Annotated in this window: 17 protein-coding genes; all 17 read left to right on the forward strand. The window is 41.4% G+C overall.

From position 1 onward, the window contains the following. Nucleotides 1-5: 5 nt before the first annotated feature. The 17 genes from M2408_RS12455 (at nt 6) to M2408_RS12535 (ending at nt 19,125) form a co-directional block, all read left to right on the forward strand. Nucleotides 6-1,187 (forward strand): OmpA family protein, encoded by a 1,182-nt coding sequence (locus M2408_RS12455; protein ID WP_259182244.1) that lies wholly within the window; start codon nt 6-8, stop codon nt 1,185-1,187. 93 nt (nt 1,188-1,280) lie between these two features. After that, nucleotides 1,281-1,787, forward strand: a complete 507-nt coding sequence (locus tag M2408_RS12460; RefSeq protein WP_259182246.1) for a thioredoxin family protein — start codon at nt 1,281-1,283, stop codon at nt 1,785-1,787. 50 nt (nt 1,788-1,837) lie between these two features. Next, nucleotides 1,838-2,986, forward strand: a complete 1,149-nt coding sequence (locus M2408_RS12465; RefSeq protein ID WP_259182248.1) for an MraY family glycosyltransferase — start codon at nt 1,838-1,840, stop codon at nt 2,984-2,986. Between the two features lie 14 nt (nt 2,987-3,000). Next, on the forward strand, nt 3,001-3,978 hold the full coding sequence (locus M2408_RS12470; protein WP_310446874.1) for an NAD-dependent epimerase/dehydratase family protein: 978 nt from the start codon (nt 3,001-3,003) through the stop codon (nt 3,976-3,978). A 10-nt stretch (nt 3,979-3,988) separates the two neighbouring features. Then, nucleotides 3,989-4,873 (forward strand): polysaccharide pyruvyl transferase family protein, encoded by an 885-nt coding sequence (locus M2408_RS12475; RefSeq protein ID WP_259182249.1) that lies wholly within the window; start codon nt 3,989-3,991, stop codon nt 4,871-4,873. 10 nt (nt 4,874-4,883) lie between these two features. Continuing rightward, nucleotides 4,884-6,347, forward strand: a complete 1,464-nt coding sequence (locus tag M2408_RS12480) for a lipopolysaccharide biosynthesis protein (protein WP_259182251.1) — start codon at nt 4,884-4,886, stop codon at nt 6,345-6,347. Nucleotides 6,348-6,360: 13 nt separating this feature from the next. After that, nucleotides 6,361-7,293, forward strand: coding sequence for a capsular polysaccharide synthesis protein (locus tag M2408_RS12485; protein ID WP_259182252.1), 933 nt, complete (start codon nt 6,361-6,363; stop codon nt 7,291-7,293). Nucleotides 7,294-7,300: 7 nt separating this feature from the next. Further along, nucleotides 7,301-8,191: a beta-1,6-N-acetylglucosaminyltransferase gene (locus M2408_RS12490; RefSeq protein ID WP_259182254.1), complete on the forward strand. Its 891-nt coding sequence runs from the start codon at nt 7,301-7,303 to the stop codon at nt 8,189-8,191. A gap of 1 nt (nt 8,192) precedes the next feature. Beyond that, nucleotides 8,193-9,074, forward strand: coding sequence for a GT-D fold domain-containing glycosyltransferase (locus M2408_RS12495; protein ID WP_259182255.1), 882 nt, complete (start codon nt 8,193-8,195; stop codon nt 9,072-9,074). A 16-nt stretch (nt 9,075-9,090) separates the two neighbouring features. Next, nucleotides 9,091-10,089, forward strand: coding sequence for a glycosyltransferase family 2 protein (locus M2408_RS12500; protein WP_259182257.1), 999 nt, complete (start codon nt 9,091-9,093; stop codon nt 10,087-10,089). 10 nt (nt 10,090-10,099) lie between these two features. After that, nucleotides 10,100-11,383, forward strand: a complete 1,284-nt coding sequence (locus M2408_RS12505) for a hypothetical protein (RefSeq protein ID WP_259182259.1) — start codon at nt 10,100-10,102, stop codon at nt 11,381-11,383. Continuing rightward, nucleotides 11,349-12,488: a glycosyltransferase family 4 protein gene (locus M2408_RS12510; protein ID WP_259182260.1), complete on the forward strand. Its 1,140-nt coding sequence runs from the start codon at nt 11,349-11,351 to the stop codon at nt 12,486-12,488. Before M2408_RS12505 ends, M2408_RS12510 begins: the two co-directional genes overlap by 35 nt. Further along, nucleotides 12,443-13,588: a glycosyltransferase family 1 protein gene (locus M2408_RS12515; protein ID WP_259182261.1), complete on the forward strand. Its 1,146-nt coding sequence runs from the start codon at nt 12,443-12,445 to the stop codon at nt 13,586-13,588. The genes M2408_RS12510 and M2408_RS12515 overlap by 46 nt, the downstream gene beginning before the upstream one ends. A 39-nt stretch (nt 13,589-13,627) precedes the next feature. Further along, nucleotides 13,628-14,764, forward strand: coding sequence for a glycosyltransferase (locus M2408_RS12520; RefSeq protein WP_259182263.1), 1,137 nt, complete (start codon nt 13,628-13,630; stop codon nt 14,762-14,764). Between the two features lies 1 nt (nt 14,765). Further along, on the forward strand, nt 14,766-15,854 hold the full coding sequence (locus tag M2408_RS12525) for a nucleotidyltransferase family protein (RefSeq protein WP_259182265.1): 1,089 nt from the start codon (nt 14,766-14,768) through the stop codon (nt 15,852-15,854). Between the two features lie 74 nt (nt 15,855-15,928). Beyond that, nucleotides 15,929-16,723: a polysaccharide biosynthesis/export family protein gene (locus M2408_RS12530; RefSeq protein WP_259182266.1), complete on the forward strand. Its 795-nt coding sequence runs from the start codon at nt 15,929-15,931 to the stop codon at nt 16,721-16,723. A gap of 20 nt (nt 16,724-16,743) precedes the next feature. After that, nucleotides 16,744-19,125: a polysaccharide biosynthesis tyrosine autokinase gene (locus tag M2408_RS12535; RefSeq protein WP_259182267.1), complete on the forward strand. Its 2,382-nt coding sequence runs from the start codon at nt 16,744-16,746 to the stop codon at nt 19,123-19,125. The last annotated feature ends 117 nt before the right edge of the window (nt 19,126-19,242 follow it).

Here is a 19,242-nt window from a genome sequence, read left to right on the forward strand (position 1 = left end):
TTTTAATGATGTTAGCTGTTGCAGGAGCGAAAGTTTCGCTGGCACAGCAACTGGAAGTAAAGCGGGATACCGTAGTTACTGTATCAGATGATAGATACGAGGTAAAGACCAATGGGTTTTGGGACAATTGGTTTGTAAATGTAGGTGCGGGAGCACAGATCTACTTTGGCGATCATAATAAGCAGATGAAATTATCTGAACGTCTGACGCCCAATTTTGAATTCAATCTGGGAAAATGGTTTAGCCCTGGAATCGGTGTACGTGCCGGAGTGAACGGATTTAAAATAAAAGGTGTTACACAAAACGGAAGCCATTCAACTGGTGAAAGATATGAAGGTAAACCTTGGGAAGGTTATTGGTTGTATAACCAGGAATTCAATTATTTCCATATCCATGGAGATGTGTTATTCAACTTGTCGAATATTTTCGGTGGCTACAAAGAAGATCGCTTTTATACAATTAGCCCTTATGCTGGATTAGGCTGGATGGTCACAAACGATGCGCCTTCCCAAAAGGAGGTAAGTGCTAATATCGGTATTTTCAATAGTTTTCGTTTGACCAACGCCTTGGATCTGACCCTTGATATTCGTGGGGCTATGGTCAACGATCGATTCGATGGTGAGACTGGAAACCGAAGTCAGGATGGTATTTTGAGCGGACTCGTGGGATTGAGCTATAAGTTCAAAAAACGTGGCTGGGAGAAACCGAGTACGGTGGTTATCAGCTATAGTGACGAGGTATTAAATAGTCTCCGTGATAAAGTAAACAAGCTTTCACAGGACAATGAAGCGCTGAAAGCACAGCTTGCTGCTGCGGGTGACAAAACTATTACGAATATCAAGGTCGAGGAAAAAATCCTGGCTGCTCCGATATTGGTAACATTCCCAATCAACAAAAGTGTTGTCAGTAATGAAGCTCGCGTCAATCTTGGATTCTTTGCCAAGGTAATTAAGACGGGAAATAAAAATGTGGTATACAAAGTAACCGGATATGCCGACAAGGGAACCGGAACTACCGAAATCAATGATCGTCTTAGCCGTGATCGTGCTAAGGCAATTTATAATGTATTGGTACAAGAGTTTGATGTGAACCCAGCGCAATTGGAGGTAGCTCATGAGGGCGGGGTAGCTAATATGTACTATGATGATCCTCGTTTAAGCCGTGCGGTAATTACCATCGCGAAATAAAGGGGATAAAGTATTGTTTTTTAAGGTTATGTACGGCTTTTCTAAATGGTTAAGCCGTGCATTTCTTAACACCATTAAGACAAGTCGTTTATTATGAAGCCGTTTCGAAAATACCTATGGAATATTCTTGCATTAGTCTTTTTTTCATGTCAAGGTGAAGCTAGCTATGATGCCCCGCAGAAAGTGTCAATTGAGCCTGCGCTATCCGATTATGAATTTATTGATATTGCAGGAGCAAGACATCTGCTGAATGATGTCAAGGCTGAAAATAAACTGCTAATCTTTTACGACCCAGAAGGACTACAAAGCCAGCAGCAAATAGCTGAAATGAAAAAAAGTACACAACTGGCAGATTTGATAAAAGAGGAAAGACTACGTGTGGTGGCTATTTGTCCTGTAGGTGATCTAAACGATTGGAATACCTATAAAAACACAATTCCGGCACAGTGGATCAATGGATTCGATATTAAAGGTGAGGCTTCGAAAAAAGAATTCTTTGCCATCAAATCGTATCCGACCCTGCTGCTCATAAATGAGAACAATGAACTGCTGAAGAGGGACGCTGATTTTCAAAGTCTTTTATTGGCTTTGGATAAATAAATATCGAATACATCCGTCAAGAATCATACCCATTAATAGAATAGATCAAGATGAATAGTTTGGAAATAATGAAGTGGTGTACTGTCATGGTACCTTTTCTATGCGCCATGCTTTTAAGCTGGGGAATGATGCCTTATATCTTATTGATTTCTTATAAAAAGCGGTTATTTGATCCAGTGGATGCACGCAAATTGCATCAGCATATTATCCCTCGTCTAGGCGGAGTGGCGTTTGCGCCTATCCAATGTTGCATATTGGTGATTGCATTGGTCTGCATTTATAAACTGAATATTGGAGAATTGGATCTGCAAGTGGCTTCTTGGATTATTCTGCCAAGTATGGCACTGATGGTCTGTGGCCTAGTTATTCTATTTATGATCGGTATCGGTGACGACCTGATCGGTGTCAGCTATAAATGGAAATTTGTTGCACAAATCATGGTCGGATGCCTCCTGCCATTAAGTGGTGTATGGATAAATGATCTTTATGGATTGGGATTTATCATCGGTCTCCCGGCATGGATCGGAATGCCTTTGACAGTTTTTGTTGTCGTATTGATCATCAATGCAATTAACCTGATCGATGGTCTGGATGGACTCTGCTCTGGTGTAGTTTCTATTGGCTTATTGGTGTTGGGTGGCCTATTTGCATCTTATGGTGCTTGGTTACATGCGATTTTTGCTTTTATCACAATCGGGGTGCTCATCCCATTTTTTTACTTCAATGTATTCGGTACATCACGTCGGCGAAGAAGGATATTTATGGGCGACACGGGCAGCATGACCCTTGGTTTTTCGATGGCATTTTTAGTGGTCAGTTTTGCCATGAACAACCATTTTATAAAGCCTTTTGCGGATGGAGCGATTGTCGTGGCCTTTTCCACCCTGATCATCCCAATAATGGATGTCGCCCGGGTAATGTTTGTCCGTTGGAGAACAGGAAGGCCGATTTTCAAACCTGATCGCAATCATTTGCACCACAAATTGTTGCGTGCTGGTTTGAGCCGTCATAGTGCCCTGATCTTTATCCTTGTCATTACACTTCTCTTTTGTCTATTTAATATCGTGACTGTACGCTATATCAGCAACAACATTGTCGTTCTGATGGATCTCTTATTTTGGATCGCTTTCCATTGGCTATTCAATAGGTTGGAAAAAAGACAAATGATAATCAAACTACAATTATTTATCAATCTATAAAAAGTTAAATCAATATGAAAATCGCAATTATCGGAGGATCTGGTTTCGTTGGTACAAAACTTATCGATCTGCTTATCCAAGTATCGGGTAATGAAATATGTAATATTGATAAATCAGCCAGCGTTAAACACCCTTCTCTCACACAGATAGGGGATGTATTGGACAAAACTGGATTAACTGCAATGCTGGCCGGAGTAGACGCCGTGATTTTGCTTGCTGCAGAACATCGGGATGATGTCAGTCCGGTATCAAAATATTATGATGTCAATGTCAAGGGGATGCAAAATACCCTTGATGCAATGGAAGCAAATGGCATAAAAAGGATCATTTTTACGAGTTCAGTTGCAGTCTATGGGCTAGATAAAGAAAATCCCAATGAAGATACGCCGACTGATCCTTTTAACCATTATGGAAAAAGTAAACTAAAAGCTGAAATGGTCCTACAAGAATGGTATAAGGAGCATTTGGATTGGAACGTGAATATTATCCGGCCTACGGTCATTTTTGGGGAAGGGAACCGAGGTAATGTGTACAATTTATTACATCAGATCGCTTCGGGTAAATTTATTATGATTGGCCCGGGAACCAACCAGAAGTCAATGTCCTATATTGGTAATATCATTGCATTTATCAACTATTTGGTCATGGTAAAGACGGCGGGTTATAACGTTTATAACTACGTTGACAAGCCAGATCTTTCAACCAATGATCTGGTGCAATATACCGGAAGGATATTGGGAAAAAAAATACCGACTGTGCGCGTTCCCTATTGGTTGGGAATGTTAGGTGGTTACGGTTTTGATGTGCTGGCTTTTATAATGCGCCGCAAACTATCGATTAGTTCTGTCCGTGTCAAAAAATTCTGTGCAGTAACACAGTATGATGCGACCAAGGCCATGAATTCGGGATTTACACCACCCTACGACCTGCAATATGGTTTAAAACAGGTTTTGAAAACAGAATTTTCAGTATCAAATGGAAATTCTGTATAAAACTCTTTGAATGAAAAAAATAAATGTGATATACTGGTCCGGGGAGAATTTTGGAGATGCGTTGAGCCCAAGACTAATTGAAGAGCTGACGGGACTGCCCACGCAGTATAAAAGCTGGCAGCCTTCATATGCCGCGAGATTAAAGAACCTGATCGGAAAGATTGTCCGGTTACGTTTTGCAGAGTTGGGCACTATTCTGTGGCCCCAAGAGAAATCGATAATTGCTGTGGGATCAGTGATCCGTTGGGGAAATTCAAGATCCCAGGTCTGGGGATCTGGCTTCATGAATTCCGATGAGCCTTTTGGCGGCGGAGAAATTTATGCTGTGCGCGGCAAATTGACAAGTCAGAAGCTCCTTCGGATGGGATACCCTAAGTGTGAAATATTGGGTGATCCTGCACTATTGCTCCCATTATGGATACCTGCAAGGAAGGTGAAAAAACACAAGCTCGGCATCATACCACATTGGAAAGAGGTTGAAGCATTTCAGGATAAACTGGGTGATAACTTTAATATTATCGATCTACGTACCCATGATGTAGAACGTATCGTACGTGCTATTTGCGATTGTGAATATATTTTATCAACTTCATTACATGGACTTATTGTAGCACATGCTTATGGTATACCAGCGTTGTGGATAAAAGAAGGATACATTGATACAGATGGGTTCAAATTTCGGGATTATTTTAGCTCTGTAGATATTCCATTTTACGAGGGTTTTGAGAATCTAGAAGAGATTTTTGCTAGCGAAAGTGCTTGGATGTCATTGTTTGAAGTGAACAGTGACAAGGCCAATAGTCGAGTCGATCTGAAAAGGGTACAGCGTCGTCTACTTAAGGCCTTTCCTTTTTCCCTGCGGTCCAAGTATCAGAGCTTAATTACATACGACTAACAGCATAACCATGGATTTAAAGAAGCAGGTCACACAGGGGGCATTTTGGGTATTCTTAGACCAATTTGGCGTACAACTAGTCTCATTTTTGGTGAGCTTGGTTTTGGCGCGCCTATTGATGCCTGCGGATTTTGGTACCATAGCGCTTTTCAATGTAGTTATTAATATTTCGTCTGTACTGATCAATGGAGGCTTGAGTAGTAGCTTAGTCAGGACACAGGCTGTAGACAACCGCGATTTGTCGACTGTGTTTTGGTTCAATATTGTCATGACCCTACTGCTTTATCTGGTTATATTTGTGGCATCTCCCTGGATCGCTCGATTTTATACGATGCCTATTTTGTCTCCGATCATTCGCGTGTATAGTATTGTATTAATCATTGATAGTTTCGTTCACGTACAGGCTGTACTTTTTGATAAAAAACTGGATTTTAAAACGACGTTTAAAGTACGATTACCATCGATTGTCGTGGGTGGATTATGTGGTGTGGGCTTCGCCCTAGCGGGATTTGGCGTGTGGTCACTGGTTTATTCGGCATTGATTCAAAATGCACTTTATACCCTGCAATATTGGTTTTACAGTGACTGGAGACCAACATTTGAATTCGACCGTGAAAAGTTTAGGTATCATTTTGCTTTTGGATTCAGGCTTACACTTTCGGCACTGCTCAATGTTCTCTTTAATAATATCTACTCGATCGTGATCGGGAAACGTTTTGCCGAAACAACACTCGGCTATTATAATCGTGCCGAATCTTTAAAAAACCTGCCCATAAATAATGTTTCTACCGCACTGAATAAGGTGACTTATCCATTGTTTGCGAAATTTAGTGATGATGATGAGAAACTGCGTAATGCCTATCGCCGGGTACTTAAGCTTGTTATTTTTATCGTTGCGCCACTCATATGTATCATGATGATTGCCGCAGAGCCAATCGTTGGTTTGTTATTGGGTGAAAAGTGGTTGCCCGTTGTCCCGTACTTCCAGATCCTGGCATTGGGTGCTCTTTTCCAGCCGATACATAACTATAATTTAAATATTTTGCAGGTAAAAGGGCGTGCTGATCTTTACCTCAGGCTAGAAGTTATCAAAAAGCTACTGGTCATTGTCGCCGTAGTGCTGGGACTTAGGTTTGGTATTTATGGGTTGCTGTGGGGGCAAGTAGCTGTTTCGGTCGCATCCCTGTTTATCAATACGTTTTATACCGCTAAATTTCTGAAGTATGCAATGCTGCAGCAACTTGCTGACCTTATGCCCAGTATCCTGATAGCCTGTAGTATTGCCGCATTAATCTGGTGGGGGAGTGGTTTGATATTACTCGACTTACAAATATGGGCAAAAGCTCTTGTCCTTGTTGCAAGTTATGTATTGTCATTCTGGTGGTTCTGTAGCCTGATCCAGTTGGAAGAATATAAGTCCATTAAGGATCTTGTAAAGAATAATTGGCGAAAAAAAAATGGTGTAATCAATTGAAAGTAAGTGTCACATGTCTATTTTAACTAAAACCTGGAGTATTATTCGTCAGCGCATGATTTGGCAAAGGCATCAGCGGGTTGCATCCCTATGGAACAGGTTGATTGTACAGGATCATGCTGGTCTGCTTAGCCATTATCCGCTGCAGCCAAAGGTAGATTTGCCGCCAAATGGTGTCATCTGGCAGTTTTGGGGGCAGGGGCTAACAGCCGATAGGTTACCCGCTATTGTCAAACTATGCTTTCAGTCGGTCGACGACTTCAAAGGTGATTATACAGTCATTCGGGTCGATGATAATACCGTGAGCCAATATGTAGACCTTCCGGATTTTATACTTGAAAAAAAGGCAGCAGGAATAATCAGCCCTACTTTTTTTTCTGATATACTACGACTGGCCCTGCTGAAGACGTATGGCGGTGTTTGGCTTGATGCGACAATTTTGTTGACGGATAATCTTCCTACGGCCTTTAGAGAACAGGATTTTTTTGTTTATCAACGGGACGCAGCAGAAAAATATACCAATTACTGGAAGAATACCTATGCTTTTTACTGGGGCTGGGACAAGCGGCATAAAGTGAAGATGCTTAACAGTATTATTTTCGCTAAAAAGCACGATCCATTGTTGTCTTGTATGACGGACTTACTATTTAATTATTGGAAGACAGCGAATAAAGCAATTAACTATTTTATTTTCCAGATCCTCCATGAACAATTAATGGTTTCGGGGGTTGGATATGATAGAGGTCAGATCGTCAGCGATGTTACGCCGCATTTATTACAGACAAAACTTGCAGGGGGCAATTATCCAATCAGCTATAGTGAAATTTTTGAACGTACAAGTATGCATAAGATGACCTATTTTCAGGAGGATACAGTGGAATATTTGGAAGGGGTTTTGCGGGAAAATTTGACTGCATTTAACAATAAACAAGGTAATCTTAAATAGTGAGGATATGGTAAAACATGCATTTTTGATTTTAGCGCATAATGAATTCTCTGTCTTGGAGAAGCTTCTTTATTGCCTAGATGATGAACGTAACGATATCTATATTCATTTTGATAAAAAATTGGATCAAATGCCCGATTTTCAGGTGCAAAGGGCTAGGCTTGTTGTGCTGTCAGATCGTGTCGATGTACGTTGGGGGGATGTTTCGATGATCCAGGCAGAATATAATTTGTTTGAGACAGCAGCTGCGCAACAAGCATATGCTTATTATCATGTCCTATCGGGAGTTGATCTACCACTTAAACATCAGGATGATGTGCATGCGTTCTTCCATAAACACCAAGGTCGCGAGTTTATCGGCATTTCTAAAGCAGCAACCGAAAGGGAGATTGACCGAAAAGTCCGACGTACTCATCTATACCCTCGACAGTTCAGATCCGGAAAAGGGATTGTTGCAATCTGGCGTAAAACAGTACGTGCATTGTTTTTGCGCATTCAATTTCTTTTGAATATAAAACGAAATGCTGATTTGGTCTTTAAAAAGGGACCACAGTGGATCAGTGTGACAGATGATTTTGTAAGGTATATTTTGCCGAAAAAGGAAGCCGTATTAAAGACATACCAGAAGACCTTTTGTAGTGATGAGATCTTTATACAGACCCTTTGTTGGAATTCCTGTTTTAGACCCAGGTTGTTTAATAGCAGCGATGAAATGCGAGGTTGTCAACGTATCATCGGCTGGAAGGATGGCGAATTGATCGCATGGACAGACGACGATTTTGACAAACTAACTGCCTCGGATATGTTATTTGCCAGGAAGTTCAGTTCCAGTGACAAAGCGCTCCTTGAACGCGTGGTCAACCACGCCAATATTAAACCAATTCATAACGCTATCTAATATGATCAATGTAATTCGACGCTTGTATCTGAATGTCAGGTATATCTTCTTCAAGACCATATTACCCTTTCCGAAGATTTATTCCAATGTTGAAACATTGGAGAAATTAATTTCTTCAAATGTTTCGATGGCACGATTTGGAGACGGTGAATTCCATATGATCAATCAGACAGAGAATCTGGGGTTTCAAACTGTTGATGATCAGCTTTCACAGCGCTTACGTGAAATTCTCGGAAGCGATACCGAAGGATGTCTGATCTGTGTGCCCTATGGGCTGCGTTCGGTGCAACATTTGAATCCAAGGGGACGCTTCTTTTGGAAACAGTTTATCGTTTTTCATTATCGAAAATATATACCCTATTTCAATTTCGCCAAGCCTTATTACGACGCTTGTGTAACAAGACCCTATATCGATTGGCTCGACAAATCAAAGAGTGCCAATTTTTTTGAACAGCTCAAGCAGCTGTGGCAGGGCAGACGGATCTTACTTGTTGAAGGACAAATGAGTCGCCTGGGGGTGGGCAATGATTTATTTGGTAACGCGACGGTTGTAGACCGAATCATAACATTATCACAAAACGCATTTTCGGTATATGATCGATTATTAGCTGAGACAATACGTTTCGCAGCTAACTATGATCTCGTGCTGGTAGCGCTTGGGCCAACAGCAACTGTGCTGGCTTATGATCTCTCTCTGGCCGGGATCCAAGCATTGGATATCGGACATGTGGATATTGAATATGAGTGGTTCTTGAAAAAGGCCACGCAGAAAATAGCGATTGAAGGCAAATATGTAAATGAAGTCGCCGGTGAGACGGCGGAACTGACGTCGGATGATCAACGATACAAACAGCAGATTATAAGCGAAATTTTTACTTCTTAAAGCATTTATTGATACGATGAACAGTCTACCATTGGTTTCCATTATTGTACCGGTCTATAATGCAGCGAATGCACTCGATCGAACATTGAGTTCCCTGCAGGCACAGACCTATCAATCTATTGAGCTGATTTTCGTAAATGATGCGAGTACAGACGATAGTTTAAGCATGCTGCTAAAGTTTACAGATGTTATCTTGAAAGACTCCTGCTTAAAGACAATGGTGATCTCACACCCGGAAAATAGGGGTGTTGCCAATGCGCGGAATACAGCATTGAATCATGCTACAGGTGAATTTATTATGTACGTGGATGCCGACGATACCATTCAACCTGAAGCTGTTGCTTGTTGCGTGAAAGAAGCGCTGCAGTCTGGGGCTGAGGTGGTTTATTTTCATTGGTGGTTGAGCTTTCATAAAAATGGTAGAAAAATGACACAACCTGCTTGTAGTACTCCTTTGGAGGCGATTCAGGCAATGATGGCTGGCAAAATGCGCTGGAATCTCTGGTTGTTTATGGTACGCCGTTCACTTTATGATGAGCATCTAATCAGATTTATTCCTGATGCCAATATGGGTGAAGATCTAACGGTCATGATGAAGCTTATGGTACAAGCACAGAAAATCGTACTCTTGGATAAGGTATTCTATCATTATAGACAGGATAATACGGCCTCCATTAGCAAAACATTTTCAGAAAAACACAAACAGGAGGTCGAAATGAACATCAAAGAAACCGAAATCTACTTAAAGGCGAGCGCTTATGCTGATAAAATTGGGTCAGGAATGGATTTTTTGAAGTTGAATATCAAATTGCCACTGTTGGTAACAGGACATAAAGCGGATTATATCCTTTGGACAAATTGGTTTAAGTCGTCAAACCAATATATCCTTAAAAATGTATCGGTTTCATTGCGTACTCGGATACTGCAATGGCTTGCCTGGAAAAAACAATTTTGGGCGATTAGGCTTTATAATGTAATTGTATTACGAATGATTTATGGATTAATCTACAAATAAGATGATTCGAGTGCTTTTAATTTTTTGTGCCTTGGTGGTCGTTAGCTGTTATTTTTTCTCGTTCGGCTTTACGTTTTTGCCGCCCAGTGTTAACACCAAAATTATTTTGGCGGGCGTGGGATGCCTGTTACTATTTGGACAGATGGTACTGACACAGCGTATTGAGATCAGTAAACAGCTATTTACTGCATCGGTCTTGGCCATTGTTTTTTCATTGGTTTGTTTTATCGCTACGGATGTCAACCGTACGGATGACTTTGCTTATGCGACCTATTTTATGAGCTTTGCGATCTGGCTTCTGGCGGCATATACCGTCGCCTTTGTGATCTATAAAATACATGGATTTATTGACTTCCATCTCTTGACATTTTACCTGGCGGCAGCATGTTTGCTACAATGTGTGCTCGCTTTTTGGATCGATAGCTCACCTGCAGTGCAGTCGCTGGTCGATCGTTATATCGAACAGGGGCAGTCTTTTGCACAGGAAGTAGACCGACTTTATGGAATTGGAGCATCATTGGATAATGCCGGGGTTCGTTTCTCTATTGTACTCATTATGCTGTCAACATTGTTTACAAGAGATCTGTTCGAAAAACGCCATATACCGCTTATTGTCATTTTAGTAACAACTTTCTTTGCCATCTTTGTTTTGGGTAACGTTATTTCCCGGACTACCTCCATTGGGGGAGCTTTGGGATTTGCTTACATACTCCTCTCAACAGGATTATTCAGCCGTATTATTCGCATCGAATTTGTCAGATTCTTCTCCGTCGTATTGATATTACTCTTCTTAGCAACCTTGATGGCGATATATTTCTATGAGAGCAATGCAATTTTTAAGGGATACATGCAGTTTGCTTTTGAAGGGTTCTTCAATTTTTATAAAACCGGCGAATGGCGCACAGATTCGACCGATAAACTGGCAATGAACATGTGGGTGTGGCCCACTGATACCAAGACCTGGCTAATTGGTACAGGACTTTTTGACGGCTGGATTTTCAATACGGATATCGGCTACTGCCGTTTTGTATTGTATTGTGGGATCTTGGGATTTAGTGTTTTTGTGCTGTTTTTTGTGTTCAATGCGATTGCTTTTATGAAAAAGTACAGCAAGCATAAATTATTATTTCTCATGTTATTGGCCTTCTCTTTCGCGATCTGGTTTAAAGTATCAACCGATATCTTTTTGATTTATGCCCTGTTTTATTGTGTTGAAGGACTACAGGGAGCTTTGTTTACCACCAAATTTCATACGGAAAATGAAAATCGTCTATTCTATCTTGGGAACGTATAATGCCGGTGGCATGGAACGGGTGCTTGCAAATAAAGCCAATTATCTTGCTGCAAAGGGGCATGAACTGGTCATTATTACCACAGACCAGAAGGGACGTGGACCGAACTTTCCGTTACATCCTGCGATCCGACAAATTGATCTTGGTATCAATTATACGGATGATCAGCATCTTGGGTTGTTGCGCAAAATTTGGTCATTTAAAAAAAGACAGCGTCTTCACTATAAGAAGCTCCAGAAGATCTTATTTGAGCTGAACGCGGATATCGCTATCTCCATGTTTGACCACGATGCGGCTCTTCTCCATCAGATCAAAGACGGGAGCAAGAAGCTGCTGGAGATCCACTTTTCAAGGTTTAAAAGATTACAATATGATCGGAACGGACTATGGAAAGTACTGAATAAATGGCGTATGTATCAAGATCTCGCTATTGCAAAAAAATACGATCGATTTGTCGTATTGACCAACGAAGATTTAGCCTATTGGAAAGGCCTCAAAAATATTGTGGTCATTCCAAATGCACATACTTTCTTACCTACCGATCCTGCTCTGTTGTCAGCTAAGCATGCACTTGCAGTCGGTCGGTTTGATTATCAAAAAGGATTTGACCAGCTCATCAAGGCCTGGAAAAGAATTAATGCAGTATGTCCGGAATGGACACTGGATATCTATGGCGAGGGACCATTAAAGAAAGAATTAACGGATCAAATTAATCAATTGGACCTGAGTGGACGGGTGATCCTCCATGCCCCGGTAAAAAATATCATGGACGTATACCTTGAGAGTGCCATCGTGGTCATGACATCGCGTTATGAAGGATTACCTATGGCCCTGCTTGAAGCACAGGCTTGTGGTATTCCTATGGTATCATTTGCTTGCAAGTGTGGACCAAGAGATATCATCCGACAGGATAAGAATGGTTTTTTAATTGCCGAAGGTGATCTGGACGATTTTGTTGAAAAAGTATGCCTATTAATGAAGGATCAACAATTAAGAAGTACAATGGGAAATAGGGCAAGGGAAATGTCCGAAAACTTTAGTGAAGAACGCGTTATGCGTCAATGGCTTGTGCTCTTCGAGTCGTTGAGAAAGGAGGAGAAGGTCTAATGAAAACGATCGTCATTTCAGCTGTTAACCTAGTAGAGGCGGGCACATTAACGATACTGAAAGATAGTCTAAGCTATTTATCTGCGCTGGCACAGCAAGGAGAGTATCGGATCGTGGCAGTGGTGTACAAGAAATCGCTTGTGGATTTTCCGAATATAGAATATATTGAGACACAATGGCCTAAAAAACGCTGGATCAACCGACTTTGGTATGAATATGTTTCGATGCGGTCGATATCGAAGAAAATAGGACCAGTATACCTTTGGTTTTCACTGCATGATACAACCCCCGCTGTTGTCGCCGAACGAAGGGCGGTGTATTGTCACAATGCATTCCCTTTTTATCGCTGGAAAATGCATGATCTGCTATTTTCACCAAAAATAGTATTGTTTGCTTTATTCAGTAAATATATCTACAGACCCAATATCCATGCGAATAAGTATATCGTTGTGCAACAGGAATGGTTTAGGAAGGGGTTGCATGACATGTTTGGGATTAATAAGAATAAAATTATTGTAACCCCGCCGGCACATCCCCGATTGATTTCTCCAAGTGGAGTAGATAGCAAAAATAGTTGGTATTCTTTCGTGTTTGCGAGTTCACCCAATAGTCACAAAAATTTTGAGGTCATCTGTAAGGCAGCAGAGATGCTGCAAAAGGAAGGAATCGTGGATTTTAAGGTTCATCTTACTGTAAAGGGCAATGAAAACAGGTATGCTAAATGGCTGCATAAGAATTGGGGGCATTTGCCGACAGTCGATTTTATGGGCTTTGTCACTAGGCAGGTACTTGAGGAATATTATTGCGCGAGTGACTGTTTGATTTACCCTTCCAGAGTAGAATCCTGGGGTTTGCCGATATCGGAATTTGCGCAATATGAAAAGCCCATGTTGCTAGCGGATCTACCCTACGCCCATGATACGGCGGCAGGAAGTAAAGCAATATCTTTTTTTGACACGGATGATGCCAAGGCACTTGCCCTGCAAATGAAAGCATTGATAAAAGGGGACCATTCATTTTTGAAGGAGGTCAGGAAGGAACCATTACAGGAACCATTTTCCTTAAGCTGGGAAGATTTGTTCAATAAATTATTACGCTGATTTTTCAAACTGACAAATTGATTTATAAACATACAACTGATGAAAGTATTACAACTCGGTAAATTTTATCCCATTCGGGGTGGCGTAGAAAAGGTAATGTATGATCTTATGCTCGGACTTTCTGATGCGGGCGTACATTGCGACATGTTATGCGCCGCTACAGAAGGGCATCCTGCGGCTGTAATTCATGTAAATTCAAATGCGACACTCTTTGTGATAGATACAGCAATAAAATTGGCAGGTACGATGCTAGCTCCGGGAATGATCTTTAAGTTGCGTGCAATTGCTGGAGACTACAATGTGATCCATATCCATCATCCGGATCCAATGGCAACATTGGCCTTGTATCTTTCAGGATATAAAGGTAAGGTCATTCTACACTGGCATTCAGATATTATCAAACAAAAAGCGTTGCTCAAATTGTATAAGCCACTGCAGAGCTGGCTGATAAAACGAGCCAACAAAATCGTGGGAACAACACCTGTCTATGTGCAAGAATCTTCATTCTTACAGCATGTACAGCATAAAATTGATAACCTTCCCATCGGTGTGAATGCTATTGTTGCTAAACCAATGGAAGTCGAAGCAATCAGAAACCGCTATTCCAGCAAAATTATAGTTTTCTCGCTTGGAAGGCTTGTAGAATATAAAGGATACGAATTTCTGATCCGTGCGGCACAACAATTGGACGACAGGTTTCATATTGTTATTGGGGGAAAAGGACCGCTTGAAGATCAGCTTTTACAACTTATTGCTGATCTGCAACTGCAGGAGAAAGTGAGTATGATTGGTTTTGTTGATGATGAAATGCTTGCGAATTATTTTGCTGCTGCAGACATTTTTTGCTTGAGTTCGATCTGGAAAACAGAGGCTTTCGCCATTGTGCAAATCGAGGCGATGTCCTGTGGCAAACCCGTGGTATCGACCAAGATACCTGGCTCAGGGGTAAGCTGGGTAAATCAACATGAAATCTCGGGCTTGGTCGTTGAACCTGGAGACGCTGAGGCACTTGCACTTGCAATTGGCCGGATCGGATCCGATAACATGCTCTACCAAAACTATGCTGCAGGAAGTCTAAATCGTTTTCAAGACTATTTTACGCGGGATAAAATGATAGAAAAATGCATGCTTATTTATAAACAGGCGCTGGCGACTAACATTCTTTTGGCGAATTGATATGGATAATACGAACATTGAAAAGGCATTCTTCTACCTATTGAAGACAGGGCTCTGGGGCGAGGGAAAACGCAACGAAGCGTTTTTTTCCTTGTCGGATGACGAATGGTCTTCGCTGTACAAACGAGCAAGAGAACAAACCGTTGAGGCAATCCTATACGATGGTATCCTGCGTTTGAGACCGGAAAATTTGCCACCTAGACTATTGCAGATAAAGTGGTCAGTACAGGTGGATCGGATTGAGCGCCGTAACCAGCTAGCGAACAAGCATATCGCTGAGCAATATGAATTTTTTATAGGACACGGCCTGCAACCCCTTTTATTGAAAGGACAAGGACTTGCGGCAACTTATGCTAATCCATCACACCGTGTTTGTGGAGATATTGATTGGTATTTTGAGCGTAAGGAAGAGCTGGCATTAGCTCGTCTTCAATTGACAAAACTAGGTGTTCCCAAATTGCTAGAGGGGAGCCAAGTCTACCTTTGGAAAGAGAGTGAACTGGATCTTCATGATCGACTATTTGATCTGTATAATCCATTTTCGAAAAAAATACTGAAGCAGCTGAGAAAAGATTTTCCGGATACAACTGCAGCAATAGACGGAAAGCAGATCCCAATATTGGCTCCTCAAGTTCAGGTATTGCAGGTTGCGGCACATATTCTTAAACATTCACTTGCCTTTGGTGTTGGTCTGCGCCAATTCTGCGATTTGGCTTCTTTGTATAACAAATATTCAGCGGAGCTGGAAGGGGAAAGATTAAATCAAATTTATAATCGACTAGGACTGAGCCGATGGTTTACTGCGGTACACCAGCTACTTGTAGACAATATTGGTCTTCCCAAAGAAATGCTCCCTTTTCCTGTCTCCAAGACGCCTTCTTCCTTAGCGATTATAGATGAAGTTTGGACGGTTGGCAATTTTGGATTTCATGATACATCCAATATGGAAAAGATAGAGGGCGACTATATGCTGCGAAAAAACCGGACTGCTACTTTGACAAAACGTTTGCTGAAATATTTTCCCTATGTACCTAAGGAAGCATTTTGGTTTCCATTTATACATTTTTTTAATGGCGTAAAAGATAGATAATGTATGAGCTAGTGAGCTCGTATAACAAAGCGATATAATATCAGATGTACTAAAATAAAATTATTGATAAAAATATGAAAAAACTCACTTTATGGATTGTTTTACTTGGTTTGGCCCTCTTTAGTTCGTGTGCGGCCCCCAAGAAAATTGTATATGTCAATGACATGGTTCCAAATATAGACTATCGTATGCTTGATGTCCCGATGTTGAAATTGCAAAAAAGCGACCGGCTCAGCATCAAAATCAGTGCAAAAAACCCTGAACTTGCGGCCCCTTTTAATGTGATTGGCGGAAGTTACAGTTTGGGCGAAAAGGAAAATGGCGTGAGTAGCAATGCTGCTGGACAGGAAAGCCAAAGCTATTTGATCGATCAGCAAGGAAATATCACCTTCCCAATTTTGGGTAATTTCCATTTGGAAGGATTAACACTAGAGCAGGTACGTGACCTATTGTCCAAGCGTCTGTCAGATGGCGGGTTTATCAAAGACGCGATTGTCAAAGTTGAGCTTTTGAATCTGAAGGTCAACGTGATGGGGGAAGTGAATCGAGTGGGTATTATTGATGTTCCTGATGCTCGTCTTAATCTACTGGAGGCTATTTCGAAAGCTGGTGGATTGACGCGTAATGCTGCTTCAGACCGCGTAACGGTCATACGTGAGGAGAATGGCGTACGCAAAAAGCTGATCAACAATATCGGGTCTCAAGATATATTCGATTCACCGGCTTATTACCTACAGCAAAATGATATCGTCTATGTAGAGCCGATTGCTGCAGAGAGCACGGCGAAGGAAGATCGGACCTGGCGATTTGCCGCCATAGCGACAGGTGTGGTTACTGTCCTTTTAACCGCATTGAATCTGTTAAAATAACGTGATAAAATAACTAAGAGATGAAAGCAACAGAATATACCACAATACAAAAAGACAGATCTATAAATATATTGGATGTGTTAAAGCATTTGCTCTACCATTGGAAATGGTTTGCTTTATCCATTCTTTTATTTGGTGCGTATTACTATTATCAATATGCAAAATCCCCCTTCATCTTTCGAAGTGCAGAAACGATCATCATCAAAACACCGATGAATACCCCGAGAACGGCGCGGATTTCAAGAACGAACGAGGCCTATAACTCAATCAGTGTGGCGAGTGAAATTCTGCAGCTAAAATCCAAAGAGCTGATGCGGCAAACCGTTAAACGGATCGGGGCAGAAATGAGCTACTCAATCGTAGAAGGGTTAAGACAGAAAGAACTCTACAAGAATAGTCCCGTACTCATTACTGTGCCGCAAGTGAGAGAAGAAGCATCGTTCTCGTTTACAGTAACCTTATTGGGAAAAAATGAAGTGTTATTATCCAATTGGAGTGTAGGAAATAAAGCTTTGGAGATTAAAACTGTCTTGGGTAAGACAGTTAAGACGCCCATAGGACAGCTTGTTGTCCAACCAAATAAGGATATTACAGATTCGTATCTTGATCAGGAGATCAAGGTAAGCAAATATGCACTAGAGGATATGGTAGACTACTTTGTTTCGACCCTATCCATCACACAGATGGAGGAGGATGCCTCGTTACTTCAGTTGGTGTGTGAGGATACCAATCCCAGACGTGCAACGGACCTGATCGGAGAGATGGTGGTCGTATATAATGAGATCGCACTGCAGGATAAAAATCAGATTGGTATAAACACAGCCGATTTTATCAGAGAGCGCCTGTCCATCATCGAACAGGAGCTTGGTGCGGTGGAATCGAATATCCAGGATCTGCGGATACAAAACCAGGGAATGGACGCTGCAACAGTGGGCCAAGCCTATTTTGCAGATACACGTACCTACCAAGCCGAACGGACAAAGGTAGAGACCGATATGAATCTGGCGCAAATGATGCGTAATTATCTGGCAGATAAAGCGAAAAGGACTGATTTGATACCCAACAATACAGGCTTGGTAGACGCAAGTGTAGAGGCTCAGATCAGCGACTATAATGCGACGCTACTACGGCGTAATCGCCTGATCGAAGGGAGCAGTGAGGCCAACCCTGTTGTTCAAGATCTGGATAAAGGCCTTAATGCAATACGTAATAATATTGCCCGTGCGGTAGATAATGCAATTGGTGGGCTTCATATCAAGGCCAATAACATGAAACGCGAAGAATACCAGGCTCGAGGGAAAGCTTTACAGGTCCCGCAAAAACAACGGGTGATGTTGTCCGTTGAGCGGCAGCAAAAAGTTAAGGAAGAACTCTATCTGTATCTTTTGAACAAGCGTGAAGAAAATGCAATAAATCAGGCAATGACCGAAGATAACATTCGGATTATTGATCCAGCAACAGCATCGTTTCAGCCAATCGGCCCTAGTAAAATACGCAAATTAGGCTTGGGGATAGGAATTGGCTTTATCTTGCCAGCCATTATTATTTTAACCCTATCGATACTTGACACTGGAGTCAGACGCCGTCAGGATATTGAAGATGCTATCACGGTGCCGCTATTGGGTGAGATACCTTTCATCAGAACGAGACGATCGGCACAGGATAATATATTGGTAAGTAGTGTCGGTAGGGATCCATTGACGGAGGCATTTCGTATCCTCCGCACAAACATCAGTTTTATGTCCAGGGAGGGCAAGCATCCTAAAGTAATTACGCTCACATCTTTTATCCCAGGTGTTGGGAAGACATTTACTTCATTAAATCTGTCCAATACCCTGTCGTTTTTGGATAAAAAAGTTGTTGTTATCGATCTGGATCTGCGCAAGGGAACGCTAAGTAAGCGTATTGGCATCAAGGAGGGCAAAGGCGTGAGTCATTACCTCTCCGATATTAATCTTACTATAGAAGACATAATTCACAAAAATTTGCGCGGTGGAAATGTTGATTATATTTCCATTGGTACAGAAGCACCAAATCCTGTTGAATTATTATTGAGCAAAAGACTTGATCAAATGATTGCTGAGCTAAGTAATCAATATGATTATATTATTATTGATGGGGTGCCGATGGGGATAGTTGCAGATGCTACAGTTGTAGACCGTATTTCAGATTTGACATTATTTGTTGTACGGGCGGGGAAAATGGATAAACGTCAATTACCAGAAATACAGAAAATTTATGAAGAAAAGAGACTTTCAAATCTTGCAGTGATCCTCAATGGAATTGAAATGGGGCAATCGCGCTATGGTTATGGCTATGGTTACGGCTACGGTTATAACGCCGACGAAGGGCGAGGTTTTTGGAAAAGATTTGCCCGAAAGTTTCGTAATCTGTTTAGATGATAAAAAACGTATAGAATATAACATGATTTTTGATTTACATTTCGAGAATTTTTGCGCTTACAGTTGGGTGTTTCTTGAAAATGTTTTTTTAGTCGATGAAAATATGATCAGTGTATA

This window comes from Sphingobacterium sp. BIGb0165, from assembly GCF_024810095.1.
Taxonomy (GTDB): Bacteria; Bacteroidota; Bacteroidia; order Sphingobacteriales; family Sphingobacteriaceae; genus Sphingobacterium; species Sphingobacterium detergens.

Coding starts and splice junctions, on each gene's coding strand:
- M2408_RS12455 (WP_259182244.1), top strand. CDS start 6: ATGATGTTAGCTGTTGCAGGAGCGAAAGTTTCGCTGGCACAGCAACTG.
- M2408_RS12460 (WP_259182246.1), top strand. CDS start 1,281: ATGAAGCCGTTTCGAAAATACCTATGGAATATTCTTGCATTAGTCTTT.
- M2408_RS12465 (WP_259182248.1), top strand. CDS start 1,838: ATGAATAGTTTGGAAATAATGAAGTGGTGTACTGTCATGGTACCTTTT.
- M2408_RS12470 (WP_310446874.1), top strand. CDS start 3,001: ATGAAAATCGCAATTATCGGAGGATCTGGTTTCGTTGGTACAAAACTT.
- M2408_RS12475 (WP_259182249.1), top strand. CDS start 3,989: ATGAAAAAAATAAATGTGATATACTGGTCCGGGGAGAATTTTGGAGAT.
- M2408_RS12480 (WP_259182251.1), top strand. CDS start 4,884: ATGGATTTAAAGAAGCAGGTCACACAGGGGGCATTTTGGGTATTCTTA.
- M2408_RS12485 (WP_259182252.1), top strand. CDS start 6,361: ATGTCTATTTTAACTAAAACCTGGAGTATTATTCGTCAGCGCATGATT.
- M2408_RS12490 (WP_259182254.1), top strand. CDS start 7,301: ATGGTAAAACATGCATTTTTGATTTTAGCGCATAATGAATTCTCTGTC.
- M2408_RS12495 (WP_259182255.1), top strand. CDS start 8,193: ATGATCAATGTAATTCGACGCTTGTATCTGAATGTCAGGTATATCTTC.
- M2408_RS12500 (WP_259182257.1), top strand. CDS start 9,091: ATGAACAGTCTACCATTGGTTTCCATTATTGTACCGGTCTATAATGCA.
- M2408_RS12510 (WP_259182260.1), top strand. CDS start 11,349: ATGAAAATCGTCTATTCTATCTTGGGAACGTATAATGCCGGTGGCATG.
- M2408_RS12515 (WP_259182261.1), top strand. CDS start 12,443: ATGGCTTGTGCTCTTCGAGTCGTTGAGAAAGGAGGAGAAGGTCTAATG.
- M2408_RS12520 (WP_259182263.1), top strand. CDS start 13,628: ATGAAAGTATTACAACTCGGTAAATTTTATCCCATTCGGGGTGGCGTA.
- M2408_RS12525 (WP_259182265.1), top strand. CDS start 14,766: ATGGATAATACGAACATTGAAAAGGCATTCTTCTACCTATTGAAGACA.
- M2408_RS12530 (WP_259182266.1), top strand. CDS start 15,929: ATGAAAAAACTCACTTTATGGATTGTTTTACTTGGTTTGGCCCTCTTT.
- M2408_RS12535 (WP_259182267.1), top strand. CDS start 16,744: ATGAAAGCAACAGAATATACCACAATACAAAAAGACAGATCTATAAAT.